The 25,990-nt window shown below is 48.4% G+C and carries 23 protein-coding genes and 1 riboswitch; of the genes, 20 read left to right on the top strand and 3 right to left on the bottom strand.

All coding sequences use genetic code 11. The features are described from left to right. The first annotated feature begins 20 nt into the window (after nucleotides 1–20). Nucleotides 21–1,283, top strand: a complete 1,263-nt coding sequence (locus tag E0496_RS35290; RefSeq protein ID WP_241675106.1) for a phospholipid carrier-dependent glycosyltransferase — start codon at nucleotides 21–23, stop codon at nucleotides 1,281–1,283. A gap of 229 nt (nucleotides 1,284–1,512) precedes the next feature. Next, nucleotides 1,513–3,888: an S-layer homology domain-containing protein gene (locus E0496_RS35285; protein WP_141506549.1), complete on the top strand. Its 2,376-nt coding sequence runs from the start codon at nucleotides 1,513–1,515 to the stop codon at nucleotides 3,886–3,888. Nucleotides 3,889–3,983: 95 nt separating this feature from the next. Here the strand turns inward: E0496_RS35285 and E0496_RS36040 are convergent, their stop codons facing one another. Next, nucleotides 3,984–4,127 (bottom strand): hypothetical protein, encoded by a 144-nt coding sequence (locus E0496_RS36040; protein WP_175598170.1) that lies wholly within the window; start codon nucleotides 4,125–4,127, stop codon nucleotides 3,984–3,986. Between the two features lie 204 nt (nucleotides 4,128–4,331). On the opposite strand from E0496_RS36040, the gene ychF reads away from it, so the two are divergent. The 3 genes from ychF to prmC all read left to right on the top strand — a co-directional run bounded on the left by ychF (nucleotide 4,332) and on the right by prmC (nucleotide 7,808). Further along, nucleotides 4,332–5,432, top strand: coding sequence for a redox-regulated ATPase YchF (gene ychF / locus E0496_RS35280; protein ID WP_141506548.1), 1,101 nt, complete (start codon nucleotides 4,332–4,334; stop codon nucleotides 5,430–5,432). 167 nt (nucleotides 5,433–5,599) lie between these two features. Next, nucleotides 5,600–6,670: a peptide chain release factor 1 gene (gene prfA, locus E0496_RS35275; protein WP_141506547.1), complete on the top strand. Its 1,071-nt coding sequence runs from the start codon at nucleotides 5,600–5,602 to the stop codon at nucleotides 6,668–6,670. 166 nt (nucleotides 6,671–6,836) lie between these two features. After that, a complete protein-coding gene (gene prmC / locus E0496_RS35270) occupies nucleotides 6,837–7,808 on the top strand; it encodes a peptide chain release factor N(5)-glutamine methyltransferase (RefSeq protein ID WP_141506546.1) in 972 nt (323 codons plus the stop codon). A 289-nt stretch (nucleotides 7,809–8,097) separates the two neighbouring features. Here prmC and E0496_RS35265 read toward each other — a convergent pair whose 3' ends face one another. Then, nucleotides 8,098–8,535 (bottom strand): carboxymuconolactone decarboxylase family protein, encoded by a 438-nt coding sequence (locus tag E0496_RS35265; protein ID WP_141506545.1) that lies wholly within the window; start codon nucleotides 8,533–8,535, stop codon nucleotides 8,098–8,100. A gap of 133 nt (nucleotides 8,536–8,668) precedes the next feature. After that, complete coding sequence (locus E0496_RS35260) at nucleotides 8,669–9,541, bottom strand: RNA polymerase sigma-70 factor (protein ID WP_141506544.1); 873 nt, start codon at nucleotides 9,539–9,541, stop codon at nucleotides 8,669–8,671. Nucleotides 9,542–9,730: 189 nt separating this feature from the next. Here E0496_RS35260 and spoIIR point away from each other — a divergent pair, with 189 nt between their 5' ends. The 15 genes from spoIIR to wecB all read left to right on the top strand — a co-directional run bounded on the left by spoIIR (nucleotide 9,731) and on the right by wecB (nucleotide 25,887). After that, a complete protein-coding gene (spoIIR, locus tag E0496_RS35255; protein WP_141506543.1) occupies nucleotides 9,731–10,498 on the top strand; it encodes a stage II sporulation protein R in 768 nt (255 codons plus the stop codon). 123 nt (nucleotides 10,499–10,621) lie between these two features. Then, nucleotides 10,622–11,683, top strand: a complete 1,062-nt coding sequence (locus E0496_RS35250; protein ID WP_141506542.1) for an L-threonylcarbamoyladenylate synthase — start codon at nucleotides 10,622–10,624, stop codon at nucleotides 11,681–11,683. 89 nt (nucleotides 11,684–11,772) lie between these two features. Then, nucleotides 11,773–12,375, top strand: a complete 603-nt coding sequence (locus tag E0496_RS35245; protein WP_421924853.1) for a manganese efflux pump MntP — start codon at nucleotides 11,773–11,775, stop codon at nucleotides 12,373–12,375. Nucleotides 12,376–12,417: 42 nt separating this feature from the next. Next, on the top strand, nucleotides 12,418–12,996 hold the full coding sequence (locus E0496_RS35240) for a low molecular weight protein arginine phosphatase (RefSeq protein WP_141506541.1): 579 nt from the start codon (nucleotides 12,418–12,420) through the stop codon (nucleotides 12,994–12,996). A 71-nt stretch (nucleotides 12,997–13,067) separates the two neighbouring features. Next, nucleotides 13,068–13,149: riboswitch (ZMP/ZTP riboswitch) on the top strand. 98 nt (nucleotides 13,150–13,247) lie between these two features. Next, nucleotides 13,248–13,706, top strand: coding sequence for a ribose 5-phosphate isomerase B (gene rpiB, locus E0496_RS35235; protein WP_139996890.1), 459 nt, complete (start codon nucleotides 13,248–13,250; stop codon nucleotides 13,704–13,706). Nucleotides 13,707–13,722: 16 nt separating this feature from the next. Continuing rightward, complete coding sequence (locus E0496_RS35230) at nucleotides 13,723–14,328, top strand: TIGR01440 family protein (protein ID WP_141506540.1); 606 nt, start codon at nucleotides 13,723–13,725, stop codon at nucleotides 14,326–14,328. Between the two features lie 76 nt (nucleotides 14,329–14,404). Next, a complete protein-coding gene (locus E0496_RS35225) occupies nucleotides 14,405–15,652 on the top strand; it encodes a serine hydroxymethyltransferase (RefSeq protein WP_141506539.1) in 1,248 nt (415 codons plus the stop codon). A gap of 682 nt (nucleotides 15,653–16,334) precedes the next feature. Next, a complete protein-coding gene (locus E0496_RS35220; protein ID WP_141506538.1) occupies nucleotides 16,335–18,020 on the top strand; it encodes a peptide ABC transporter substrate-binding protein in 1,686 nt (561 codons plus the stop codon). Between the two features lie 133 nt (nucleotides 18,021–18,153). Next, on the top strand, nucleotides 18,154–19,089 hold the full coding sequence (locus E0496_RS35215; RefSeq protein ID WP_139996894.1) for an ABC transporter permease: 936 nt from the start codon (nucleotides 18,154–18,156) through the stop codon (nucleotides 19,087–19,089). After that, nucleotides 19,086–20,009: an ABC transporter permease gene (locus E0496_RS35210; RefSeq protein ID WP_141506537.1), complete on the top strand. Its 924-nt coding sequence runs from the start codon at nucleotides 19,086–19,088 to the stop codon at nucleotides 20,007–20,009. Before E0496_RS35215 ends, E0496_RS35210 begins: the two co-directional genes overlap by 4 nt. A gap of 13 nt (nucleotides 20,010–20,022) precedes the next feature. Next, entirely contained in the window at nucleotides 20,023–21,021 is a 999-nt protein-coding gene (locus tag E0496_RS35205; RefSeq protein WP_139997020.1) for an ABC transporter ATP-binding protein, read from the top strand. Next, the gene (locus E0496_RS35200; protein WP_141506536.1) at nucleotides 21,018–21,980 is read left to right on the top strand and encodes an ABC transporter ATP-binding protein; all 963 of its coding nucleotides are present in this window, start codon (nucleotides 21,018–21,020) and stop codon (nucleotides 21,978–21,980) included. The genes E0496_RS35205 and E0496_RS35200 overlap by 4 nt, the downstream gene beginning before the upstream one ends. A 747-nt stretch (nucleotides 21,981–22,727) precedes the next feature. Beyond that, a complete protein-coding gene (locus E0496_RS35195) occupies nucleotides 22,728–23,810 on the top strand; it encodes a glycine-rich domain-containing protein (RefSeq protein WP_206669947.1) in 1,083 nt (360 codons plus the stop codon). A gap of 261 nt (nucleotides 23,811–24,071) precedes the next feature. Continuing rightward, on the top strand, nucleotides 24,072–24,701 hold the full coding sequence (gene upp / locus E0496_RS35190) for a uracil phosphoribosyltransferase (protein WP_141506534.1): 630 nt from the start codon (nucleotides 24,072–24,074) through the stop codon (nucleotides 24,699–24,701). Nucleotides 24,702–24,738: 37 nt separating this feature from the next. Continuing rightward, nucleotides 24,739–25,887, top strand: coding sequence for a non-hydrolyzing UDP-N-acetylglucosamine 2-epimerase (gene wecB, locus E0496_RS35185; RefSeq protein WP_139996899.1), 1,149 nt, complete (start codon nucleotides 24,739–24,741; stop codon nucleotides 25,885–25,887). The last annotated feature ends 103 nt before the right edge of the window (nucleotides 25,888–25,990 follow it).

The following is a 25,990-nucleotide window of genomic DNA, read 5'->3' as shown; positions in this document are numbered from 1 at the left end:
GAGGGGGATTATCAAAAGTGATGGATTGGCTTAGAAAAAACAAAGCCTGGACGATAGCGATCGTCCTTATTTTTCTGCTTGCCGGTTGGCTGAGAGCTGACTTTCTGACTTCAGTTACACATAAGGTGTCACACGATACGGTCTATTACGATGAAATGGTACACCGATTGCTTGATAAAGGGATCTACGCATATAAGGAAGAGGTTTCTAACGCTAGAGTGACGCCTGGTTATCCCTTATTTATGACAGCGATGTATGTGGTTGCTGATCAGATCAACGTAGAGCCTTTCCCGCTTATTCGCTGGGTACAGGTTCTCGTCAGCTTGGCCACATTAGTGCTGATTTACATGATTGCGTTGCAAGCAACAAGAAACAAGTGGGTTGCCATCATGGCGCTGTTTGTATCAGCGATTTATCATCCATTTATTTGGGCGAACGGTGCAGTTCTTACCGAAACGTTGGCTTTATTTTTCCTAATGGGCTACTTATCAATGCAGCTCTATGCTTTTCGGACACAGCGCAAGCGTGACGCTGCTCTCGCAGGATTATTGCTTGGCATTACGGTTTTGGTCAGAGCTGAATTTTTACCGTTGTTCGTACCGCTTTATGGTGTGTTCTTACTTCAACAGTGGTATAGGTCGAAAACAGATTTAATGGTGTCTCGTCCGTCCAAATGGGCTATTTTCAAAAAAGTAGCTCTTCTTGGCATCATTACTGGCCTATGTTTGTCGGCTACGATGCTTCCATGGTGGATACGGAATGTCGTATCGCTGAATGAATTTGTTGTGACAGCATCTCAGTCCAATCCATTCAAAGCAGGTACATACCCGGATAAGGATTACACGGATAAAATCGTAGAGCAAAATGGAATGACGCAGGATGAATATGCTTGGGCGCGCATAAAAGCTGGCTTTACGCAGCAGACTTGGAAATATGTGAAGTGGTATACGGTAGGAAAGCTTAAATATACATATACCCATATGTTCTTTGGTTCTGGGCATTCACCGCTTTATCATGCGTATCCGAAAGTGGCTTCCCTGCATGTATTCATTATATACAGCACGATTATTCCGCTTCTTGCGCTTGTGTGGAGATGGCGACATCCGGCAGCGATGTTGGCCGTAGTTATTATTATTATGACGATGATCCGACTCGTCTTCGTACCGGAATATCGATATAACTTCACGGTTATGCCATTGTTCATTATTTTGTCTTCTTGGCTTGGCATTTATATTTTACAAAAAATTGGGACCTTTATCGCACAAAGGAAAACTGCGCGCTAGTCCTACTAATGAATAAAAGACTGATTTCCTGCATGGTAGGAGTCAGTCTTTTTGTTTATACAAGGCTTATTATGGTTTACACGTTAAAGCCCGTCTTCGTTATCCACGAGAAACGGACACCATTCTCTTGCATAGCACGGCGAAAGCCGTTTCACCTTGTTTTGCAACATTTTACCTGTATGCTCCGTCTAATTTATGAATTATATGGAAAAGCATTGGAGGGGTTATTGTGAGAAAGAACAACCGACAAAAGCTTGCAGTCATATTATCAACGGTGATGCTGATGAGCGTGTTGCCGGCTTCGGCATTTGCCGAAAGCGTTAATAAGCCGGCAGCCGCGGATGCAGCAAGAGCAGCAGGAACTGCTGCAGAAGGAGGAAAAATGGAAGAGGCATTTGATACTCCGGCAAACGTAGCGATTAATAAGGAAAAGGCAGAGGCAATGGCAAGGAAATACGTGGTTATTCCGAAGGAATACATTCTGCAAGGCGCCAACTTGTCCATGGAATTGCTGGCAAGCGGCAAACGTAATGCGTGGGGGCTCGACTTTGTTAAGAAGGTGAATGGCAAGCATTTGGGCAGTATCTATGTGCGTATTCATGCAGACAGCGGGCAATTGCTTGAATTTAGCTCGTACACCGATAACCCCTCGGCGAAGCCTACCTATCCGTTAAAGGTGGAGCGTGAAGCTGCTCAGCAAATTGCTCTTCAGTTCATTCAAACCATTGCAGCCGATTATAAAGAGCAAATTCAATATAATCCAGACTATGGGGTGCAGTTGCAGCCGCCATTGTCGGGCGAGGTTGTCCATTCGCTCCGTTATGACCGTTTAGTTCACAACATCCCCTATGTAGACAACTACATTGAGCTTGAAGTCGACAGTGAGGGTCATATTAGGAGATATTCCATGCAGTGGGACGATACCATCACTTTTCCGAAAGTGGATGCTGTACTGACGACGGAAGAAGCTAACGTAAAGCTTCGTGCGGCGGCATCTCCAGATCTTACTTACACAGTTCCTTATAGTATGCAGGGAGTCAAGAAACCGGTGCTTAGCTACATGCTTCAGCCTATATCTATTGATGCCGTTACGGGTAAGATTAAGGAGCAATCGGACGGTATCGATTATAGAGCAGGCAAGGTTTCTGATGAGCCGTTGTCGGAGAAGCCTTTGGGGGAAAAACCTAAGGAAAGTACTGTAACGGAGCAGCAGGCAGAGAGCGCAGTAAAGGCAGCCTTCAAGCTGCCAGCGGATGCAGTGCTGAGCGGTTCAAACTACAGTGAAAGCTATAATGATAATACGGGGACAACTGATACGTATTGGTCGTTGAATTGGACAGTAAAGAAGGAAGGCAAGGAGATTGGCTCCGCGTCGGCATCTGTTGATGGCAGAACGGGCGCAGTTCGCAATTTTTATGTGTATACGTATAATGAACAGGCGCAGCCTGGAAGCACGGCACTGACGTTGGAGCAGGCTACGGCTGCAGCGACTGCTGCCGTAAAGAAGCATTTGCCATGGCTGACGCATGAGCTTTATTTGGTGAAGCCGGACCCTAAGCAGTACGAAGACATGAGCGGCAATCGCCAGTACTACTTCAGCTTTGTGCACAAAGTTCACGGAGCTGCTGTGGAGTATGACAATATTAATGTGGGTGTCCATGCTCGCACAGGTGACATCGTCAATTATGACGCATACCTTTCAAACTTTACTTATCCGGCAAAAGCTCCTGTACTGATTAAAAAGGAGCAGGCCGTGGAGAATTGGCTTGCTTTCTACCGTACGCAGCTGACCTATCGCCTGGTACAGCAATTCGTATGGAACGGGCAGCCGATTCCGATTGAAAAATACAAGACGCTGCTTGCAGCTGGAGAGCTTAAAGGCGATGATGTGGTAACGACGACGGACGCGGAGCTCGTCTATCGTCTGGTACCGAAATTAATGGATGAATCTGTATTTCTTGATGCAGAGACGGGCGGCTGGCGCAACCGGGAAACGGGCGAAGCTACGCAGCTTGAGAAGCCGAAGGCGAACGATATCGAGGGACATTGGGCTCAGCGCCAGCTGGAGCTGATGGTCGCATACAAAGCGCTCGATGTTATTGATGGAAAAGTAAGGCCAAATGAGCTGGTTACCCGTGGCGAACTAATTAAAATGTTGGTGCTGGCAAGGAGCAGCGGACGTAATCCGGGCGTATACGGCACAGCAGAAAGCGCTGCAAAAGCTTCCTTTAACGACGTAGCGACGGATTCGAGATATTTCGTCTATATAGAAAGCGCACTGCAGCAAAATTTAATTGATGTTGGCGATGGCTCGTTTAATCCAAGCGGAAACGTGTCTCGCGATGAAATGGCCGAGCTTATCGTAAGGGCGCTGGGCTATAATGCCCTTGCGAATTATGATCATATCTTTAAGACGACCTACAAGGATTCCGTCCAGATTGAACACAAGGGGCAGGCTGCAATCGTGGTAGGCTTGAAAATCATGAGTTTATCGGACGGCAAATTTTTGCCGAAAAAGCAAGTGACACGAGGCGAGGCTTCCGTTGCGTTCTTCCGTTATTTACAAGCACGCGCTGAGCTGCAGGAGGCACCGCTTCGCATGTAGCTTCTCTTCGCAGAACATATAGAAAAGGCGTGGGTACAGTCGGTCTTATGCCGGTCGTATTCACGCCTTTCTTCCGTTCGGATAATGGACGATAGCTAGTCTGTTTTTTTCTTTTCGGACGAGAAGTTCGTTACGGATTTGGCATCTTCTACGGTATCATTGACGAACGCCATGTCCTGATTTTTTGCTTTCATGCTCGTGGTTCCTTTGTAATTACCTTTGTGCGTTTGGTTTTCCATGCGATTGCCTCCCATTCGTATTATGCGTATGCAGAAAAAGCTTGCTTCCGGACATAATCCGGTAAGCCTTCGCATCCTTAGTATTTCCGTGTCTGCCGTTATCATTCGCAGGCTTCGTGAACCGTTAGTACTTTCAATGTAGGTGCCGCTGGGGTATAATAGCTGGAGTTGTTTACTTTCGGGAAAATAGGGGTGTCTTATCGCATGGCATTGAAAGCTGGAATCGTAGGTCTTCCAAATGTCGGGAAATCGACATTATTTAACGCAATTACACAAGCAGGGGCAGAATCTGCCAACTATCCTTTTTGTACCATAGACCCTAACGTTGGCGTTGTTGAAGTACCGGACGAGCGTCTCGATAAGCTGGTTGAGCTGGTTGTTCCTAAAAGCATCGTGCCAACAGCGTTTGAATTCGTTGATATTGCCGGCTTGGTCGCAGGCGCGAGCAAGGGCGAGGGACTAGGCAACAAGTTTTTGGCGCATATTCGTGAGGTAGATGCGATCGTTCACGTGGTTCGCTGCTTCCAAGATGAGAATATTACGCATGTATCCGGAAAAGTAGATCCAATCAGCGATATCCAAACGATCAATTTGGAGCTTATTCTGGCGGATATTGATTCGGTTGACAAAAAAATCGATCGTTCACGCAAAAACCTTAAAGGCGGCGACAAAAAGGTTGCCCAAGAGATTGAAGTGCTTGAGCGCGTCAAAGAAGCGTTGTATAACGATATGCCGGCGCGCAGCGTTGAGCTTAGCGACGACGAGAAGCTGCTTATCCGCGATTTGCACTTGCTGACGATGAAGACGGTATTGTATGCCGCAAACGTAAGTGAGGAAGAGGTTTCTAATTCGGACGGCAACGAATATGTTCAAAAGGTACGCGAGTTCGCGGCAGCCGAAGGCGCAGACGTTGTACCGATCAGCGCGAAGGTAGAAGCGGAAATCGCGGAGCTTGAGGGCGAGGATAAAGACATGTTCCTTGAGGAGCTTGGCATGACCGAGTCAGGCCTTAACCGCCTGATCAGCTCGGCTTACAAGCTGCTTGGCCTGTACACGTACTTTACAGCAGGCGTGCAAGAGGTTCGTGCATGGACGATTCGCAGCGGAACGAAAGCGCCGCAAGCGGCAGGCGTTATCCATACCGATTTCGAACGCGGCTTTATACGCGCCGAAGTGGTATCTTTTACAGATCTTGCTGCAGCTGGCACCATGGTAGCTGCGCGCGAGAAGGGGCAAGTTCGCCTCGAAGGCAAGGAATATGTCGTGCGCGACGGCGACGTTATCCACTTCCGTTTTAACGTATAGGAAAAATGGGAATAATATGGCCCTGTAAGTGCAAATATGCGCTTGCGGGGCTTTATTGCAAATTTGGGCACAATGACTGGCTGTAAATCGAAACCAGCAGTCGATACTCCTTCGCTGATATGGTATAATGAACATTATCCTAATGGAATAAACAGAGGTGAATGATCGTGTTTGACCGTTTACAAGCACTCGCAGACCGGTATGAGAAGCTGAGTGAGCTATTGTGTGATCCGGATATATCCAGTGATCCCAAGCGGCTTAGAGAGCTTTCCAAGGAGCAGTCAGATTTACAAGAGGCGTATGATGCCTTTACGGAATATAAACAAGTGACCGAGCAGCTCAATGATGCCAAGCTGATGCAGGCAGAGAAGCTCGATGACGAAATGCGTGAAATGGTGAAGATGGAGATTGACGAATTAAGCAAGCGCCAAGCTGAGCTTGATGAGAAGATCCGGATCGTCTTGCTGCCGAAGGACCCGAATGACGACAAGAACGTTATCGTCGAAATTCGCGGCGCGGCCGGTGGCGACGAAGCAGCATTGTTTGCTTATGAGCTGTACCGCATGTATACGAAGTTTGCAGATGCACAGGGCTGGCGCGTAGAGCTGATGGATTTTAGCGAAAATGACGTTGGGGGCTTTAAAGAGGTAATCTTCATGATTACTGGCAAAGGCGCGTACAGCAAAATGAAGTTCGAGAGCGGCGCTCACCGCGTGCAGCGTATTCCAGTAACGGAATCAGGCGGCCGTATTCATACATCGACGTCGACGGTAGCGGTTATGCCGGAGGTTGAAGATGTAGAGATTGAAATTTTTGACAAGGATATTCGTGTGGATACTTTCTGCTCTAGCGGAGCAGGCGGCCAATCCGTTAATACGACAAAATCCGCTGTGCGCGTACTGCATGTTCCTACAGGCATTATGGCGACTTGTCAGGATGGCAAATCTCAAAATGAAAATAAGGCGAAGGCGCTTGCCGTGCTTCGTGCACGTATTTCCGATGTTCGCCGTCAAGAAGAAGAAGCGAAATATGCTGGCGAACGCAAGAGCAAGGTCGGAACGGGAGATCGCAGCGAACGAATTCGTACGTACAACTTCCCGCAAAGCCGTGTTACGGATCACCGAATCGGACTCACGCTGCATAAGCTGGATTCGGTCATGAACGGAGATCTGGCAGAGGTTATTTCGTCTCTGACGATTGCAGAGCAAGCAGATCTAATGGAACGTGAAATGGCTTAACATTATGGCGCTGGATCGCTGGATGCTTACGACAAGCAAACAGCGGTCCGGCGTTTTATTTTGACTAGGGATGCAATAGTAACAAATACAGCTACTACGATATTAAAAGGGTAAATTCCATTTGCATAGCGCTAAGATAGACGATAGGGAAAGAGGAGGTTGCGCAATGAATCAAAAGAAGGGCGGTTCCTGGTTTACGCTGCCGTTAACCATTCGTGAAGCCAGTATGCGGGCTGTGTCGCTATTGAAGGAGCAAGCGGTCCAAGAGCCGCGCAACAATGCCGAGCTGATGCTTATGCATTTGCTCGATATCGACCGGGCTGCGCTGCTGCGCGATGGAGAAGATCCATTTCCCTCGGATAAGCTATCCGAGTGGGAGGAGCTTGTGCGCAGGAAGGCGATGGGGGAGCCGGTGCAATACATGATCGGCGAGCAATGGTTCTACAGCCGTCCCTTTGCGGTATCGCCAGCGGTGCTGATTCCGCGTCCCGAGACGGAGCTGCTTGTGGAGGCCGTGCTTGATGCGGCGGATCTGCTCTGGCCGTCCGCGGCTGGCGAGCAGGCGAACGCGCGCGCGAGCGGGCCGCCGACGGTCGTCGACGTCGGCACAGGCAGCGGCGCCATCGCCGTGACGCTAGCTGCGCAGCGTCCCGCGTGGCGCGTGAGCGCGTCCGACCTGTCGCCGGACGCGCTGGCAGTCGCCCGCGCGAACGCGGCCCGCCATGGAGCGGCGGACCGGATCGCGTTCGCGCAGGGCGACCTGCTCATGCCCTTCATACCTGGGCATGAGCAGTGCAAACTGCCGCACGACGTGCTGCGCATCGACGTGCTTGTATCCAATCCGCCTTACATACCGGCGGCGGATATGGAAGGGCTGCAGCGCGAAGTCCGCGACTTTGAGCCGCATCTCGCGCTGGAGGGCGGAGCGGACGGGCTGGTCCCGTACCGCCGCATGCTCGAGCAGCTTCCGCTTCTCGCGCAAATGCCGCGCATCGTCGCTTTCGAGCTTGGCATCCACCAGCCCCGGATCGTAGCTGACATGCTGCGCGAAATGGGTCACTGGGATGAGATTCGTATCATAAGCGATTACGCAGGCATTGAACGGCATGTGATTGCGGTGCAGTCACAGCAGCATTGAGGAAGTGTTTCTATCCCAAAAAGGATGCCCCCGACAGAATTTCGAACTGCAACCCGCAAGAGGTACACTTTTCATCAAAGTGTCCTTCTTGTCGGCTTAAGTTCAATTCATATCCGGGGGCATCTTTTGGTCGTTTTGCCGCTAAACTTTGGTTAATGCAAAACCACTCTATTTTCAAACGAGCATCAACTCTTGTGCAAAAAATCTCATGGCTTTCATTGCACTCCCTTAATCCTGCCGCAATCAAATAGCATTACTCCGTCACGGGCTGCAAGGTGAGTGGCTGAAATTACTCCGGCATCATGTTCGTGCTGATCGCAATGCGGTTCCAAGCATTGATGGTAACGATGGCCATGATGATTTCACCAACCTGCTTGCTGTCGAAATGGCGCGCAGCCTCATCATATATCGCATCGGGCACATGCTCCTTGGTGATGAGCGTCATCGATTCCGTCAAGGCGAGGGCCGCGCGCTCTGCCGGCGTGAAGAAATTCGTATCGCGCCATGCACTCAAAGCGTAAATCCGCTGCTCAGTTTCACCGAGTGCCCGTGCATCCTTGGCATGCATATTGATGCAGAAGGCACAGCCATTGATTTGGGAAGCCCGAATTTTGATGAGCTCCTTCAGTGATTTATCGAGGCTGGTTGTACCCAAATATTTTTCCAATCCCATCATGGCTTGGTATGCTGCAGGCAACTCTTTGGCAATTACCGTTCTTGTAGTCATGTTCTGCATTCTCCTCAATGATTCGATTTGTATAGCTCTGCAGGTTTCTTGCCTGCCTTCAATAGCTAAGACAAAGTAGGGCCAACTGTTGTGACGCAGAATTTAAAATTTTTCAAAAAAAGTTCGCGCTTGTTTAATCGAGCTTAACGTGGGTCAGCTTATCCGGGTTTAATACGACGAAAATTCGCTCAATTTTTTGTTCCGATTCGTCCAGCTGGAAGCTGAGTACGCTTTGGATTTTTCCGTCCTGACGGATGATAATGCCGGCTTGTCCATTGATGTCCGCGAATTGGTGGCCATCGCCCAAAAAGTTGCGTTTTGTAACGCCCTCCAAGAAAGCCAGCACGCGTGCTTTACTAATAATTGCAAAGATTGCAGCACGCACTTTGCCTCCGCCATCAGAGACGAGAATCGCTTCTTCTGTCAGTAGGGTAACTAATCGATCGAAATTACCTGATGCCGTGGCATTGATGAAAGCCGTGACAAGCGGCTCAGCTTTTGTCGTGTTAATAGGCAGCCTGTTCCGCTCCTTATGCAGCTTATCCTTAGCCCTGCTAAAAATTTTCCGGCAATTCGGTTCTTTTAACTGCAGGCAAGCTGCAATTTCGGCGTAGTCATACTGTAGGGACTCCCTGAGTATGAACACGGCCCTCTCGATGGCGGAAAGCTTCTCCAGCATGACAAGCAGCGCATATGAAACCGATTCATGCTCGACATAGAGCTCGGCGGGATCCAGCTCGGCAGAACCCATGGCAGGCTCGGGCAGCCATTCTCCGACATACACTTCTTTTCGTTTGCGCGCGGATTGGCTGACATTAAGGGAACGGTTGGTCACCATTCGAACCAGATAGGCTTTTTCATTATGAATGATACCCGTTTCCAGAAGGCTATAGTCGGCAAATACATCCTGAACGAGATCTTCGGCCTCGCTTAACGAGCCGAGCATGCGATAAGCGATTGAGTGGAGCAGTGGCCTGTAGGTGGTATAGGTTTGTTCAAAACGCATTGGGCATCATCCGTCCTTCATAGGCAAATTGAAAATGGAATAGATTGCAGCTATTATACATCAGTCTCGTTTAGAAAAAAGGTAGATTGCTAGGTTTATATAATCGGGATGCTGGACATAATGACGGATAGATACGTTCCGGAACGCAAGCAGACGCACTGACGGGTGCGACGAGAGGGGCTTGTGTGTATGTCCAGCAATCATTCATTTCATTCCTATTCTAATCTTTCAAAAACGCCTTCTTCCCATTCCGTTCGTACAAATCGGTTTGTATACCGTAAATCATATGGTTTTATTGTTTTTGCCCTTATTTTGTTGATTATGAGCTGGGAAGCCCAGCAAATGGACGCGGCGGTGGCTGGCGGCCAGATTCCTACCGAAGCGATCCGTCTTCGTATTTTAGCCAATTCCGACAATCCCGTTGATCAGGTGGTTAAGCGCCTGGTTCGCGATGAGATCGTCAAAGCGATGGATAGCTGGGTGACCAGCCCTCAGACGATTGAGGAAGCCCGTCAGACTATACTTGCGAATATGCCGGAGATTGAACGCATTACAGCTAGGGTGCTGGAGAGCCGCGGTTTTGCCTACGGCTCTAAAGCAGAGCTTGGCATGGTACCCTTCCCGACGAAAATGTATGGCGACCAGGTATACCCAGCTGGCGATTATGAAGCGCTTCTGATTACGCTTGGCGAGGGCGGCGGTCAAAATTGGTGGTGCGTGCTGTTCCCGCCGCTTTGCTTCATTGACGCCGGCAGCGGCGAGGCATCGGCAGCCGCATCGGACGGTTCGGTACAAACGGCAGCAGCAGTGAAAGCTGAACCGGAAGTGGAGAAAGCGTCGCCGCAGCAAGCAGAGCCTGCAGCTGCAGCTCAGGATGGCGAAGCGCCGGAAGCGAAGTTTTTCCTCTGGGAAATGATCAAATCATTTATATCTTGGATTAAATCATTATTTTCATAAGAAACGGCGGCTCCGGCTTCATTTTATGAAGAGTTGGCCGCCGTTTCTGCTCGTTTTCGGATGCTTGTGCTATAATAGCGGATGAATGGACGATTTCATATACAAGCAAGGATTGAAGCATAGATGACAATAACAAAAATATGGGAAGTAAAGCAGGCTGGAGAAAAGCAGCTTCGAATGGAGCTTTCCGAGGCTGCCCTTGCGCTTAGGGAAGGCGGCTTGATCGCTTTTCCTACGGAGACCGTATACGGCCTAGGCGCGGATGCACGAAGTACGGCAGCTGTCGAGCGGATCTTTACGGCAAAGGGACGTCCGTCAGATAATCCGCTCATCGTACACATAGCGAGCAGGAGGCAGCTGGATGAACTAGTTAGGCCTTATCCAAAGCTGGCGGAGGAACTGATGGATCACTTCTGGCCGGGGCCGCTGACGATCGTGCTGCCTGTCCGCCCAGAGGCACTCTCTCCGCTCGTAACCGCGGGCTTATCTACCGTTGGGATTAGGATGCCTGATCATCGCACAGCGCTTGCGCTGCTGGCCCAAGCGGAATGTCCAGTTGCGGCGCCAAGCGCGAACCGCTCGGGCAGGCCAAGCCCAACGCTGGCACAGCATGTGCTGGAGGATTTGGAAGGGCTCATTGATGGCGTGGTGGATGACGGCCCAACCGGCGTTGGTTTGGAGTCGACGGTCGTTGAGCTTGTTGATGATCAAACGGTTCGCATCTTGCGGCCTGGTGGGATTACGCTCGAAGCGCTGCAGCAGGCCGTGCCTGCTGCGCAGATCGATAATGCGGGATTAGGCGAGCCTGAGCTTGCTCCGCGTTCTCCAGGCATGAAATATACCCACTACGCGCCAAAAGGCGAGCTGGAGCTTATATGTGGCGACCCCGAGGCAGTAGCGGCGTATATACAAAAAGGAGTCGCAGCTGCATGGCAGCGCGGCGAGCGGACAGGCGTGCTCGCTTTTGAAGAACGCATGGAACGCTATAAGGCCGATTCGGTTTTGTCTTTGGGAAGCGAGGACGAGCTTGAGGCTGCGGCCCATCGATTATACGCGGCTTTGCGTGATTTTGACGGAGCGGGAGCGCAGCGGATATGGGCGGAAGGCTGCCAGGAGCATGGCATAGGCGCAGCCTTAATGAACAGGCTGGCCAAAGCGGCTGGTAACCGAATCATTCGATTGTAGCGAAAAGCCACGTACCAAGGGCAACTAATGGGTTTATGTTAACAAAATAGCTTGTATCATCAGTAGTATGTTTGTCCTTATGCCCGCATATGTTGGATATAGACTATGCGCGGACATGGGGGAGATCGACTGTGGTAGAAGCACATATGCAGGCCGGGCAATTTTTGACGCTGTTCATTATAGCAGTGGCACTTGGGCTTGATGCCTTTTCATTGGGGCTTGGCATTGGGCTGAAGGGCATACGGCTGCGAGATATTTTAAAGCTGGGCATCGTCATTGCGTTGTTTCATGTGCTGATGCCACTTGTCGGCATCTATACCGGTCAGTATGTGGGTGGCTTGCTTGGCGACGTAGCTACGACCGCGGCTGGGATTCTGCTGGTGCTGCTCGGCGGCCACATGATTTATAGCTCACTGCGCGGCGAGGCTGTCCAATCGTTCGACCATAAATCGTTATGGGGCCTGCTTGTCCTATCGCTGAGCGTCAGTATCGACTCGTTTTCAGTTGGCATTACGCTTGGCATGTTTTCGGCCAACTTATGGATGACGATTTTGCTGTTCGGTATTTTAGGCGGACTGATGTCGGTAAGCGGCTTGCTGCTGGGGCGCAAGGTAAGCGGGAATCTCGGCGAATATGGCGAGGCCATAGGCGGAGGAATCTTGTTCGTGTTTGGCATTTTGTTTATTTTTTGATGAGTAGGCAGCATTGACTAGGGTAGAAGAGGAGTGGGCAGTTTGAAGCGTATTTTATTTGTTTGTACCGGCAATACATGCCGCTCGCCAATGGCGGAAGCTATGCTCCGCCGGATGGCTGCTCTGAGAGGCATGACAGTGGCTGTTCGCTCGGCGGGCATTTCGACGATTGATGGCTTGCCTGTATCGTCTCATGCAGTAGAAACGCTTAGAAAACGGGACATTGATCATAAAAGCACCTCACTGGCTTTAACAAGTGAAGCGGTTGGCTGGGCTGATCTCATCTTGACGATGACGGCGAACCATAAGCGGGGATTGCTGCAATGGCATCCGGAAGCCGTTGATAAAACGTATACATTAAAGGAATTCGCTAACCAAGATGCAGCCGTGCTTGCTGACATTGAAGAGCTGGAGCGCCTCTATTCGGAGCTTCATATGAAGCAAGCACTTGGGCAGCAGCTCACTTCGGCAGAACGCAGTCGGCTGCTTGAGCTGGAGCGTCGTATACCAAGCTTCGACATCGTTGATCCCTTCGGAGGCTCGCTTTCGATTTACGACAGCAGCGCCAATGAAATTGAAGATGCTCTGGTGAAGCTTTTGGACAAGCTGGCGAAAAGATAACTCCGCTGCTGTTTCCAGCAATAGAGATTGATTTTTCTAGCGGCTTCGGCTATTATAAAAGGACAATATATGGTTTCCGATGTAACTGGCGACGGAAGTGGGCTAACCACGGTGGAGCATCGGATTATACGGCCGGTCGCCTGGGCAAAGAGCAGCATGCTAATAAGCATGTCATGCTCTTTTTTCGTCTTTTTCTGCAAAAATAGGTATACTAGCACTGTAATGTTACATTTCGAAGGAGGTCTTTTACGTTGAAAATTGCTATTGGTGCCGATCATGCAGGCTACCGCCTGAAGGATGAGGTTGTGCCTTTTCTTCTGTCGCTCGGTCATGAGGTGGAAGATGTAGGCTGCAGCTGTGATCAATCCGTTGATTATCCTGATTATGCGTTGCCCGTATGCGACCTTGTTACGAGCGGCAAAGCAGAGCGCGGTATCCTGATTTGCGGTACAGGTATAGGAATGTCGATTGCTGCGAATAAAGTTCGCGGTATCCGCTGCGCACTCGTTAATGATATGTTTTCTGCGAAGGCTACTCGCGAGCACAACGATACGAATGTATTGGCTCTCGGTGAACGCGTAATTGGACCAGGCGTCGCTTTGGAAATTATTCGCATTTGGCTGGAAACGCCGTTCTCCAATGGAGAGCGCCATGTTGGCAGAGTGAATAAAGTAAAGCAAATTGAAGAGCAATATATCAGCCAATCCTAAGCAGGAGGCGGTCGCAATGAGCAATAATGACCATGCAGAGCTTGGAGTCATTACAGAGCAGGTAGAAACGATTGTTCGAGAGCTTGTAGCGGCGGGAAAAATTGCGGTGAGTCAGCTGCTTGTCATAGGTGTAAGTACTAGTGAGGTGCTAGGGCATCACATCGGAACTGCCGGAACTACGGACACAGCAGCACAGATTTACGCGGGTATTGATACGGTTCGAAGGGAAGCGGGTTTTATTCCGGTCTTCCAATGCTGCGAGCATTTGAACCGAGCTCTTGTCATCGAGCGTTCGGCAGCAGAGCAACTGGGGCTTGATATCGTTGGAGCGATTCCGGTTCCCAAGGCAGGCGGTTCTATGGCGGCATATGCTTACCGGCAGTTGGAATCACCGTGCTTGGTCGAGACTGTACAAGCGTTTGCTGGGATCGATATCGGCGATACGTTCATCGGCATGCATTTGAAGCGGGTAGCGGTTCCCGTCCGCCCGTCGATTCGTACGATCGGCATGGCTCATGTGACGATGGCGATCACGCGGCCGAAGCTCATTGGCGGTTCGCGAGCGGTTTACGAGCTGGAAACGAACGTTTCCCCGGAGCAATCTGCCGGATTATGCGAGTGATCGATTGCCCTTTAAGAATGGATTCTTACTTTATTATTAAAATAAAAGCTTTCTAACTTTGAGGAGGATTATTGAAATGGAAAACTTACGCAAACAAGACCCGGAAGTACTAAAGGCACTGGGCCTTGAGCTTGGCCGTCAACGCGACAACATCGAGCTTATCGCATCTGAGAATATCGTTAGCGAAGCTGTATTGGAAGCAATGGGTAGCGTGCTTACGAACAAATATGCGGAAGGCTATCCAAGCAAGCGTTTCTACGGTGGCTGTGAGCATGTAGATATCGTGGAAGATATTGCTCGTAACCGTGCGAAAGAGCTTTTCGGAGCAGAACACGCGAACGTTCAGCCTCACTCAGGCGCTCAAGCCAATATGGCGGTATACCTTGCAGCGCTTCAGCCTGGCGATACCGTACTTGGTATGAACCTGGCTCATGGCGGTCACTTGACCCACGGAAGCCCGGTTAACGCATCCGGCTTGCTTTACAATTTCGTTGCTTACGGCGTGCAAGAAGATTCCTTCACAATTGATTATGAAGAAGTTAGAAAGCTTGCTTTCAAACACCGTCCTCGTTTGATCGTAGCTGGTGCAAGTGCATACCCGCGCACGATCGATTTCGAAACGCTTGGCAAAATTGCGAATGACGTAGGCGCATTGTTCATGGTGGATATGGCTCATATCGCTGGTCTGGTAGCTGCAGGTCTTCACCCAAGCCCAGTGCCGCATGCACACTTCGTAACGACAACGACGCACAAAACGCTTCGCGGACCTCGCGGCGGTATGATCCTTTGCCGCAAGCCATGGGCTGCAGCGATCGACAAAGCTGTATTCCCTGGTTCGCAAGGCGGTCCGTTGATGCATATTATTGCAGCAAAAGCAGTTGCTTTTGGCGAAGCGCTTCAACCAGAATTCAAGCAATATGCGACTCAAGTAGTCAAAAACGCTAAAGTTCTCTCCGAAGAGCTGGTTGCTAAAGGCTTCAACATCGTATCCGGCGGAACTGACAACCATTTGATGCTGCTTGATACACGCAGCCTGAACATTACAGGTAAAGTGGCTGAGCATGTTCTTGACGAAGTAGGTATTACGGTTAACAAAAATGCTATTCCATTTGACCCGACTAGCCCGTTTGTAACGTCTGGCATACGGATCGGTACACCGGCAGCTACGGCTCGCGGCATGGATGAGAAAGCAATGAAAGTCATCGCAGAAGTAATCGCTTTGGTCCTTAACAGCCCGCAAGATCAAGCCGTTTTGGATAAAGCTCGCGGTATGGTAAGAGATCTTACTGCGCAATACCCGCTTTACCCAGGTATGACTTACTAATCATTTTAAGCTCTAAGAATATGAAACCCATTCGGCCAGTTATGGTCGAATGGGTTTTTTTTGTTTTCATATCCATGCATAAAACATTTAGCGTTATAAAATAATAGGTTAAAAGATTATGCGAAAAAGGGGAGTGGAATAAAAATAAAGTATATTTTTTACTAAAAAAGTGTTGATAATCGCTTTCTTACTTACTCGTTATAATAATCTTACAATTATGTGAAAACTGAATAAACGCAATGATAATGAGTGTTTAACAGTCTTTATAACATAAGTATCATTATAAAACGAATATTTATATGGTATGTATTGGTATATTATATTTTGTCATGATTTTTACGAATTCATACTAAATAATATAATTATTTAGTATAAACGCTTCAAAGCGTTAAAGTAATAAAATAAACACCTGAATAAACGCTTTGAAGCGTTAAAGTAACAAATTAATTAACCGAATAAACGCGTCAATGTACTAAAGTATAGATGATTAAAGTCATTTAATACATAAATTTACAGCTTACATATTGTTGATAAATAATTAACATGGATGTATAGTAAAAAAATATTAATAAATTCAATCTCTATGTTTGAATGGGAAGAGTGCTTAGGCGTTTGCATATAGATCGAACGAGCGGGTCGACCCATATTGAACCGATTAGAGAGAAAAAACGGGAGGATTATAATGAGAACAAGAAAGTCTGCATTATCCTTTGTTGCTGCGTTGCTCATTCTTGCTATGGTCGCGGTAGGTTGTACGCCGAAGCCTGAATCAGGCAACAGCGGTTCTACGAACAACGGCACAACAAACGGCGAGACATCAGGTGAGTCTACAGCAGGGAAAGTTTTCCGCATGAACATCCATTCGGAGCCTTCGACTCTTGACCCCGCACTTATGGAAGACAACGTATCAGGTACGCTTGCTACAGGTATTTATGAAGGTTTGACTCGTAAAAACGAAAACGGTGAATCGATCCCAGCAACTGCAGAATCATGGGTGAAATCAGACGACGGTTTGACATATACGTTTACCATCCGCAAGGATGCAAAATGGAGCAACGGTGACCCCGTTACTGCAAATGACTTTGAATTCTCTTGGAAACGCGCGCTTGATCCAGCTACAGGTTCAACTTACGCTTACCAATTCTATTACATCGTTGGAGCACAAGATTATAACGAAGGCAAAACAACAAATGCGGACGCTGTAGGCATCAAAGCACTTGATGCTCAAACGCTTGAAGTGAAGTTGAACTCGCCTACCCCTTATTTCTTGAGCCTGACATCTTTTTATGTGTACAACCCTGTTCATTCTTCCGTGAAGGACAATGAAGCTTGGGCGGCAGATGCGGCTTCAATCATTGGTAACGGTCCTTTCAAAATGAGCGAATGGCAGCACAATACATCCATCAAGCTAGCTAAGAACGACAACTATTATGACAAAGATCAAGTTAAATTCACGGGCGTTGATTTTACAATGATCAGCGATTCAGCTACTGAGCTTGCTAACTATGAGACAGACAAGCTTGATTACACAGGTAAACCGACAGGCGAAATTCCGTCTGAGCAAATTCCGGTTCTTAGAGAATCGAAAAAAGATGAGTTCGTTACCAAAGGTATCGCAAGCTCATACTACTACCAGTTCAATACAGAAGAAGTTCCTTTCAACAACGTAAAAGTTCGTAAAGCACTTGCAATGGCGATTGACCGTGAAGCAATCGTTGAAAGTGTAACGATGGCCGGAGAAGTTCCTTCGTTCGGTTTTGTACCACCGGGCATTATCGGTTTGAAAGAGGACTACCGTAACGAAGTGAAGGATGATTTCTTCACAGAGAACGTTGATGAAGCGAAAACATTGCTAGCTGAAGGCTTGGCTGAGCTTAAGCTGTCGAAATTCCCTAAAGTGACTTTGACGTTCAATACAAGTGACGGCCATAAGAAAATTGCCGAAGCCATCGTTGAAATGTGGCGTCAAAACCTTGGTATCGAAGTAGGTATCGAGAACCAAGAGTTCGCAGTACTATTGAAAAATCGTACAGCCATGAACTACCAAATTTCACGCGCAGGTTGGGGAGCGGACTATAACGATCCAATGACTTACATGGATATGTTCGTAACGAACGGCGGTCAAAACAATACTGGCTTTGCTTCTCCTGAATATGACGCTTTGATCAAAAAAGCAAACACAAGCGGAGACCAAGCAGAGCGCATTGCGGCTATGACAGAAGCAGAAAAAATTCTGATGGACTACATGCCAATCATGCCGATTTACTACTACAGCAACACGTACATGCTTAAACCAGGATTCAAAAATATCTTCTTGGATTACAAAGGGGACATTGACTACACAAGAGGTTATTACCAAGCGAACTAGTCAACCTTCAAGCATCTGAAGGGAGGGATATATGCGGGATGTGCGCATATATCCCTTTCTTGTTGATTGATTCCGCTAATTGGTTTCTTCTCGCTTCTTCTTGTTTATATTCTGTAAGGAGGTGTCCATTGCGTTGATTAAATACGTATCCAAGAAGTTTCTGTCTATGTTTGTGTCGCTGTTTGTCCTAGCTTCGGCTACTTTTTTTCTTATGAAAATCATCCCGGGCGATCCCTTTATTAGGGAAAAAGCCATTCCAGAGAAAATCAGAGAACACCTCTTTGCCATGTACGGACTTGACCAACCGATGTGGAAGCAATACCTGATGTACCTCAACAATTTGCTGCATGGCGATCTTGGCATGTCCATGAAGCAGCAATATATGTCTGTCACTCGCATCATCAAGGAAAGCTTTATTTATTCTGCGCAAATTGGTTTATTTGCTGTTATTGTATCGCTTGCGGCGGGTCTGATTTTGGGCATAATTGCAGCCCTTAACCACCGTAAATGGCTCGATAGCGTAACGATTATCATTGCCGTGCTTGGGGTATCCATCCCCAATTTCCTTGCAGCATCGATTTTGCAATATGTCTTTGGCAGCAAGCTGCGCTGGCTTAGCGTTTCTGGACTTAATGACCCTACTGATTTTATACTGCCTGTGCTTGCTTTGTCCTTTCTTCCGGCGGCCTTTATTGCGCGCTTGACGCGTTCAACGATGCTGGAGGTTCTGTCAGCTGACTATATCAAGACTGCTCGTTCCAAAGGCTTGAGCGGACGAATCATTCTCGTTCGCCATGCGCTTCGCAACGCGATATTGCCGGTAGTTACCTACATCGGCCCGATGACCGCGAATATTATTACGGGTTCCGTTGTGGTTGAACAAATCTTCGGCATTGGCGGAATCGGCAAATACTTCGTACAAAGCATAACTAACCGCGACTATACGCTCATCATGGGGCTTACTTTATTTTATGGAATTATACTGATGGCTGCGCGCTTCGTGACTGACGTTGCCTACGGCTTCGTAGACCCGCGCATCAAGATGACAAGAGGGGGCGGAAAAGGATGAAGGAGCAAACCTTTACGCCTGATCAGTTTGACAAGCTGAACAAGGACGAGAAACATACGGAAGTCGTTGTCCGCGAAAGTATTTCAGCTTGGAAAGATGCTTGGCTGCGCTTGAGTTCCAATAAAATCGCGATGCTTAGCTTGATTATTCTAATCATCGTATCCTTGGCTGCGGCTTTTGGACCGATGATATCGGAGCAAGATTATCAAACGAATCACTTGAAAGAGAAAAATTTAGGGCCGAATGCAACGTATTGGTTCGGTACGGATGACCTTGGGCGTGATTTGTTTACGAGAACTTGGATGGGGGCAGGCATATCCCTGCAGGTTGGTTTATATGCGGCGCTTGCCGATTTGGTGCTAGGTGTCATTATCGGCGGAATTATGGGTTATTTCGGAGGGCGTGTCGATGAAATATTGAACCGCTTTTGCGAAATTTTGTACTCGATTCCAAGCATGCTCATCATCATTTTATTGATCGTTATTATGGAGCCAAGTATGTTTACCATCGTGCTTGCCCTAAGTATAACCGGTTGGATCAGCATGGCCTGGATCGTCCGAGGACAGATCATGCAGCTCAAAAATCAGGAATATGTCATGGCTGCACAGGCGCTAGGTGCCAGCACTGCACGGATTTTGTTCCGGCATCTTATTCCTAATGCCATGGGGCCGATTATCGTAACGCTAACGCTTACGGTGCCAAGTGCCATTTTCGCTGAAGCGTTTCTGAGCTTCCTCGGCTTGGGCGTACAATCGCCGGCTGCGTCGCTAGGTACGATGATTAATGACGCGATCAAGGCATGGACGCTTTATCCATGGAGAATGATTTTCCCAGCAGCAGTGATCAGCATTACGATGCTTTGCTTTAATATTTTTGGCGATGGTCTAAGGGATGCGCTAGATCCGAAAATGAAAAAGTAGGAGGTGGTTCATGATGGAAAAGTTACTTGAAGTAAAGGACCTTCGTGTTAATTTTAAAGTTCGCGGCGGCGTGGTTAAAGCGGTTCGCGGCGTAAATTTTCACGTTAATAAAGGGGAGGCAGTCGCTATTGTAGGGGAATCGGGCTGCGGCAAGAGCGTAACGGCCCAGTCGCTTATGCGCTTGATTCCATCTCCTCCAGCAGAAACCAGCGGATCGATTATGTTCAAGGACAAAGAAATTTTAAAGCTGTCCGGTAAACAGATGGAGGACATCCGCGGCAAAGAGATGGGCATGATCTTCCAAGATCCAATGACCTCACTTAATCCTACCCTGACCATTGGACGGCAAATTACGGAGGGTTTAATCAAACACCAAGGAATTAATGGAGCCAAAGCGACAGAGCGTGCCATTGAGATGCTTAATCTGGTTGGTATTCCTAATGCCTCTTCGAGGGTGAACCAATATCCTCATCAGTTCTCTGGAGGGATGCGTCAACGGGCGATGATCGCAATTGCGCTTGCCTGCAATCCGTCTTTGCTCATCGCGGATGAGCCGACGACTGCGCTCGATGTTACGATTCAAGCGCAAATTATGCGGGTCATGAAGGATTTGCAGCAAAAGCTTGGCACTTCTATCATTCTTATTACTCATGATTTAGGCGTTGTAGCGGATATGTGTGACCGTGTCATTGTCATGTATGCAGGTAAAGTCGTGGAGACAGGAACCAAGTGGGAAATTTTCAAAAATCCGAAGCATCCTTATACGAGAGGGCTGCTGCGCTCGCTTCCTCGTCTAGATCAGAGAAAAGACGAGCCGCTTGTGCCGATCTATGGCATGCCGCCGGATTTGATTAAGCCTCCAGCAGGCTGCAGCTTCTGTGCCCGTTGTGATGATGCGATGAGGGTTTGTGTGGATAATGATCCTGAGCTTCTCCCCGTAGACGGCAATGAATCGCATGCCTCGGCATGCTGGCTCGCACATCCTTATGCAAATCGGGAGGTGTCGGTATGAGTGCGCCGTTAATAGAAATTAACAACCTGCGCAAGTTTTTTAACTTGGGAGGCGGACAAACTCTCCGGGCTGTCAATGACATTACCTTCTCCATACAAAAAGGGGAAACGGTCGGTGTTGTTGGTGAATCCGGCTGCGGTAAATCGACGGCTGGACGCACCATTATGCGTCTGTATGAGCCGACCGGTGGCGGTGTCACCTTCGATGGGCAGGATATTTATAAGCTTGAGGGCTCCAAGCTCAAGGCTATGCGCCGAGACATGCAAATGATTTTTCAGGACCCGTACGCGTCATTGAATCCGCGTATGACAGTTATGGACATCATCGGCGAGGCGCTTGATATCCACAAGCTCGTTGCGAGCAAGAAAGAGCGGAAGCACCGGGTGGAAGGATTGCTGGATGTGGTAGGCCTTAATCCGGATCATGCCACACGTTATCCGCATGAGTTCTCTGGCGGGCAGCGTCAACGTATTGGGATCGCGCGCGCGCTGGCGGTAGACCCGCGCTTTATCATCGCAGATGAGCCGATCTCGGCACTCGATGTGTCCATTCAAGCTCAAGTTGTGAACTTGATGCAGGACTTGCAGCGTAAGCTTGGACTGACTTACTTGTTCATCGCGCATGACCTTTCCATGGTTAAGCACATCAGTGATCGCGTGGCGGTTATGTATCTTGGCAAAATCGTAGAGCTTGCCGAAAGCAGCGAGCTTTACGACAAGCCGGCTCATCCTTACACGAGAGCGCTGCTGTCGGCTATTCCGATCCCTGATCCTGAGGTAGAGGCTAACCGTGAGCGCATCGTATTGACTGGCGATCTGCCGAGTCCAATCCATCCGCCGAGCGGCTGCCAGTTCCACACGCGTTGTCCGATTGCGACTAATAAGTGCAAGGTCGACGAGCCGGCTCTGCTTGAAGTAAGAAAAGGGCATTTCGCCGCTTGTCACTATGCATCTGTATAAGCAGCGCATGTTATTAGAGTGGTTATAATCGTTAATAATCAGCAAAATGGTGGAGCAGCAGGACTCATCCTCGCTCTGCTTTTTTGCTGATTTTTTGTGTGAGTGCTGTTGTTGCTGCTGCGCAGGCAGCTTCCGTTGGAGGCTTTGGTGGCGGGTTAAGCACATATAGGTGCTTGCAGCGCACAAATCCGAGTTAGTTAGTCTCTGTAAAAGCACATGCGTGTTTACAGCCGTCAGTTCAGCATGGCTCCACTACCCCGTGTTTTTTTCTTCAATAGACTAATCCAGTGGTTTCGGTAAGTGAATTTAGGTTATTACATAAATAGAAAAGTTAGTGGAAATGGAAAAGTGATGCAGGTAACAGTAAAGTCTCAAGGGACAGAATGACCTCTCAGTTTCATGTTGTTCACTTGAATCTTATCTTTATCTAAAGTGATTTTAATCAGTTGAAATACGAATGTGGAGGAGCAGTGGGAATCAGATTAAAGTAAAAGGTTATCAACAATTCATCCTCAAAATAATAGTGAATGCTGTTTCATGCCCTTTTAAATTAGAATTTATATTAACAATTTATGAATTGTGGATAAGTCTGTTGATATATTGTGGGGAAATGTGGATAAATTGAGTCGTAAATGTGGGTAACGAAAAAATCACATTCGTTTAGAGCCAACTTTTATTCGAACCCTGAACCTAATCAAAGAAGCTGTGCTAAAATATGGGTAAGACGAAAACGCATAGGAGGGCATGATGACTCAATTTGCAATAGTTGTATTTGTTTTAATCATAATTTTTGTTATCGTGATTTCGCTCATAAGATCGAGAGAAGTTGGCGGGAATCGGTATTCAGGCGGGAGGGGCAGGGGCTCCTACGGCCGGACGAACAGGTTTGCGCCTTGGCCGGATTCTGAGCTGCCATCTGCGCTTGGCATACCTTATGGCCATCCTGCGAGAACGGCGGCAGAGCGCCTGGAAGCGTCGCTTAGCTTGGCCTTTGAGAGCCGTGTCAAGGACCGGGTACTGAAGGAATCTCCTCGAATGTCAGATAAAGAGTGGAACTGGACATGGTTTGAGTTGAAGCGGTATTTTCTGATGTGTAGTCTCATGCGAAGCGTACCGATGTACAGCAGGCAGGTGGATGCCGTATGGCATGAAATGCTTATGTTTACAAGGGAATATGAACAATTTTGCATAGCTTTTTGTGGCGAAATGATCCACCACGCGCCTCATGCGCCAGACGCACAGCCTGCAGAGGGCGAGCGGGCTTTATTTGACTGGCTGTATGGTGAGCTGTTCCAGCAAGTTCCAGTAAGCGGCCGAATTTGGGGAGCTTTCTACCGTACAAGCATGTCTCCGCAAAAGCTCTTCGAGCTGGCGGAATTCAGTGACGATACATTGCGAATTCAATGGTTTAACAGTAAGGCTCTCACTCGTTACGCAGATTTGAGCGCTACGGTTGACCATTTGATTTATCGCTTAAAGTCTCAGCTCGATGAGGCTAAAGGCAGAGATCAAGAGGGCTACGGTCAGCGAAGGAACGGCTATGATCCTGCTTTGGGTGCGGTGGGCTTATTGTCTGGAATGCTTATTTTTCATTCCGTGTCCAGTCCAAACGATTTTGCCCAGCAGATGGACCAAGCGCAAAACGAGGAGCAGCGCAAAGCCAATGGCAGCGGTGATTCAACCTATGCTTGCAGTGGCTCGTCTGACGACGGCAGAGACAATGATGGTGGACATGGTGGTGGGGGTGGCGACTCCTCCTGTGGCAGCGGAGGCGGTGATAGCGGAGGTTCATCCTGCGGCTCTTCCTGCGGAGGCGGCTGCAGCAGTTAATCGGGAATTTCATTTTAAAGAGGCTGATGTTTTCCTTAAAGAGGAGCATTAGCCTATTTTTGCATATAGGAGGGGATTGTTTTTTTCATAGTTATTATCAATAAATTTATTGGAATAAGAGCTTTTTTCGCAAAATGTAGGTGACAGCTGTTTTTATTTGGAGCAGTTTGCAAAACTCAAGATGCAACGGCTAGTTTACAATGCTATAATATACGGGATTGTGTCAAAGCCTACAACAACAAACGGGAGGAATACCGCTCCATGAGCAAACTAATCATTTGCGACCATCCGTTAATTCAGCATAAGCTGACTTTTATTCGGAATAAAGAAACGAATACAAAAGATTTTCGGGAATTGGTTGATGAAGTCGCTACTTTAATGTCTTACGAACTAACGAGAGAAATACCGCTTGATACGATCAAGGTGCAAACGCCTGTCGCTGAGACGGATGCGAAAATCGTCTCCGGAAGAATGCTTGGGCTTGTGCCTATTTTGCGTGCCGGTCTAGGCATGGTTGACGGCATTTTGAAGCTGATCCCATCGGCAAAGGTCGGTCATATCGGCTTGGCCCGCGATCATGAAACGCTTCAACCAAAGGAGTATTATATCAATCTGCCGACGGATGCTCCAAACCGTCTTCTCATTGTTATTGATCCTATGCTCGCTACTGGCGGTTCCGCAATAGCAGCAATTAACTCTTTGAAGAACCATCATTGCGATCAAATTAAGTTAATGTGTCTGATTGCTGCTCCAGAAGGCGTGAAGGCGGTACAGGAAGCGCATCCTGATGTTGATATTTATATTGCGGCTCTGGATGAGCGTCTGAACGAGAAGGGCTACATTGTGCCAGGTCTGGGCGATGCCGGAGACCGTATGTTCGGAACAAATTAACGCTAAGCCCATGATATTATATTAGGAGTGGTAGCTTTTGTCTAAACTGAAGGTAATGACTATATTCGGCACGCGTCCGGAGGCAGTCAAGATGGCACCGCTTGTGCTCGAACTGCAAAAGCGCGAGGACGAGATTGAATCAATCGTGTGCGTAACCGCGCAGCATCGCCAGATGCTCGACCAGGTTCTCGATTTTTTCGAAATTCATCCGAACTACGATTTGAATGTCATGAAGGACCGTCAGACCCTTACTGAAACGACCGTACGCGTACTGGAAGGCCTTGATCCCGTGCTGGCGCAAGCCAAACCTGATATTGTGCTTGTACATGGCGATACGCAGACGACGTTCCTGGCAAGCTACGCTGCGTTTCTGAAGCAAATTCAGGTAGGTCACGTAGAAGCTGGACTTCGTACATGGAACAAGCTTTCTCCTTATCCGGAGGAAATGAATCGGCAGCTTGCCGGCGTGCTATCTGATGTGCACTTTGCACCGACGGAATGGTCGGCTAATAATTTGCGCAAAGAGAACAAGTCGGATGCTGCCATTTATGTGACTGGCAACACCGCTACTGACGTATTTCAGTACACGGTAGATGAGTCGTTCTCGCACCCGGTGATCGACTGGGCAAAGGGAAAACGGATGATTCTAATGACGGCACATCGCAGGGAAGCGCTCGGTGAGCCGCATCGCAACATCTTCCGGGCTGTTAAGCGTATCGCGGATGAGCATGAAGATGTTGTTATCGTTTATGCCGTGCATCCTAATCCAGCCGTTCGTGAGCCTGCGAATGAAATACTGGGCGATCATCCGCGTATTCGCTTGATTGATCCGCTCGATGTATTTGAATTCCACAACTTTTATCCACACGCTTACATGATTATGACGGACTCCGGCGGCTTGCAGGAGGAAGCGCCTTCTTTCGGCGTGCCGACATTGGTGCTGCGTGATACGACAGAGCGCCCAGAGGGAATTGAAGCGGGAACGCTTGAGCTGGTAGGTACAGATGAGGAGCTTGTGTACAGTCGTGCGCGCGCACTTTTGACGGATTCACAGTTGTACAGCCGGATGAGCCAAGCGGCTAATCCGTACGGTGATGGCAATGCATCGGAACGGATTGTAGATGCAATTTTGCATCATTTTGGCAGGCTGAAGCAGCGTCCGGATTCGTTCACACAACGTTCATAGATTGACCTGAAGCGATAGCTTGATAGGCGAATGTACAGCATACAGTAGTACTGTACGGTTTTTGGAAGTCGCAACACCTTATGTATCAAGGGTTTTGGGTAAT

Source organism: Paenibacillus luteus (assembly GCF_006542765.1).
GTDB classification, from domain to species: domain Bacteria; phylum Bacillota; class Bacilli; order Paenibacillales; family Paenibacillaceae; genus Pristimantibacillus; species Pristimantibacillus luteus.
This window is presented reverse-complemented; position numbering and strand designations above follow the sequence as displayed.

Excerpts from the sequence above, each read along its gene's own strand:
- E0496_RS35290 (WP_241675106.1), top strand. The coding sequence starts at position 21 with ATGGATTGGCTTAGAAAAAACAAAGCCTGGACGATAGCGATCGTCCTT.
- E0496_RS36040 (WP_175598170.1), bottom strand. The coding sequence starts at position 4,127 with ATGGAAAACCAAACGCACAAAGGTAATTACAAAGGAACCACGAGCATG.
- ychF (WP_141506548.1), top strand. The coding sequence starts at position 4,332 with ATGGCATTGAAAGCTGGAATCGTAGGTCTTCCAAATGTCGGGAAATCG.
- prmC (WP_141506546.1), top strand. The coding sequence starts at position 6,837 with ATGAATCAAAAGAAGGGCGGTTCCTGGTTTACGCTGCCGTTAACCATT.
- E0496_RS35265 (WP_141506545.1), bottom strand. The coding sequence starts at position 8,535 with ATGACTACAAGAACGGTAATTGCCAAAGAGTTGCCTGCAGCATACCAA.
- E0496_RS35260 (WP_141506544.1), bottom strand. The coding sequence starts at position 9,541 with ATGCGTTTTGAACAAACCTATACCACCTACAGGCCACTGCTCCACTCA.
- spoIIR (WP_141506543.1), top strand. The coding sequence starts at position 9,731 with ATGTCCAGCAATCATTCATTTCATTCCTATTCTAATCTTTCAAAAACG.
- E0496_RS35250 (WP_141506542.1), top strand. The coding sequence starts at position 10,622 with ATGACAATAACAAAAATATGGGAAGTAAAGCAGGCTGGAGAAAAGCAG.
- E0496_RS35245 (WP_421924853.1), top strand. The coding sequence starts at position 11,773 with ATGTTGGATATAGACTATGCGCGGACATGGGGGAGATCGACTGTGGTA.
- E0496_RS35230 (WP_141506540.1), top strand. The coding sequence starts at position 13,723 with ATGAGCAATAATGACCATGCAGAGCTTGGAGTCATTACAGAGCAGGTA.
- E0496_RS35225 (WP_141506539.1), top strand. The coding sequence starts at position 14,405 with ATGGAAAACTTACGCAAACAAGACCCGGAAGTACTAAAGGCACTGGGC.
- E0496_RS35220 (WP_141506538.1), top strand. The coding sequence starts at position 16,335 with ATGAGAACAAGAAAGTCTGCATTATCCTTTGTTGCTGCGTTGCTCATT.
- E0496_RS35210 (WP_141506537.1), top strand. The coding sequence starts at position 19,086 with ATGAAGGAGCAAACCTTTACGCCTGATCAGTTTGACAAGCTGAACAAG.
- E0496_RS35205 (WP_139997020.1), top strand. The coding sequence starts at position 20,023 with ATGGAAAAGTTACTTGAAGTAAAGGACCTTCGTGTTAATTTTAAAGTT.
- E0496_RS35200 (WP_141506536.1), top strand. The coding sequence starts at position 21,018 with ATGAGTGCGCCGTTAATAGAAATTAACAACCTGCGCAAGTTTTTTAAC.
- E0496_RS35195 (WP_206669947.1), top strand. The coding sequence starts at position 22,728 with ATGACTCAATTTGCAATAGTTGTATTTGTTTTAATCATAATTTTTGTT.
- upp (WP_141506534.1), top strand. The coding sequence starts at position 24,072 with ATGAGCAAACTAATCATTTGCGACCATCCGTTAATTCAGCATAAGCTG.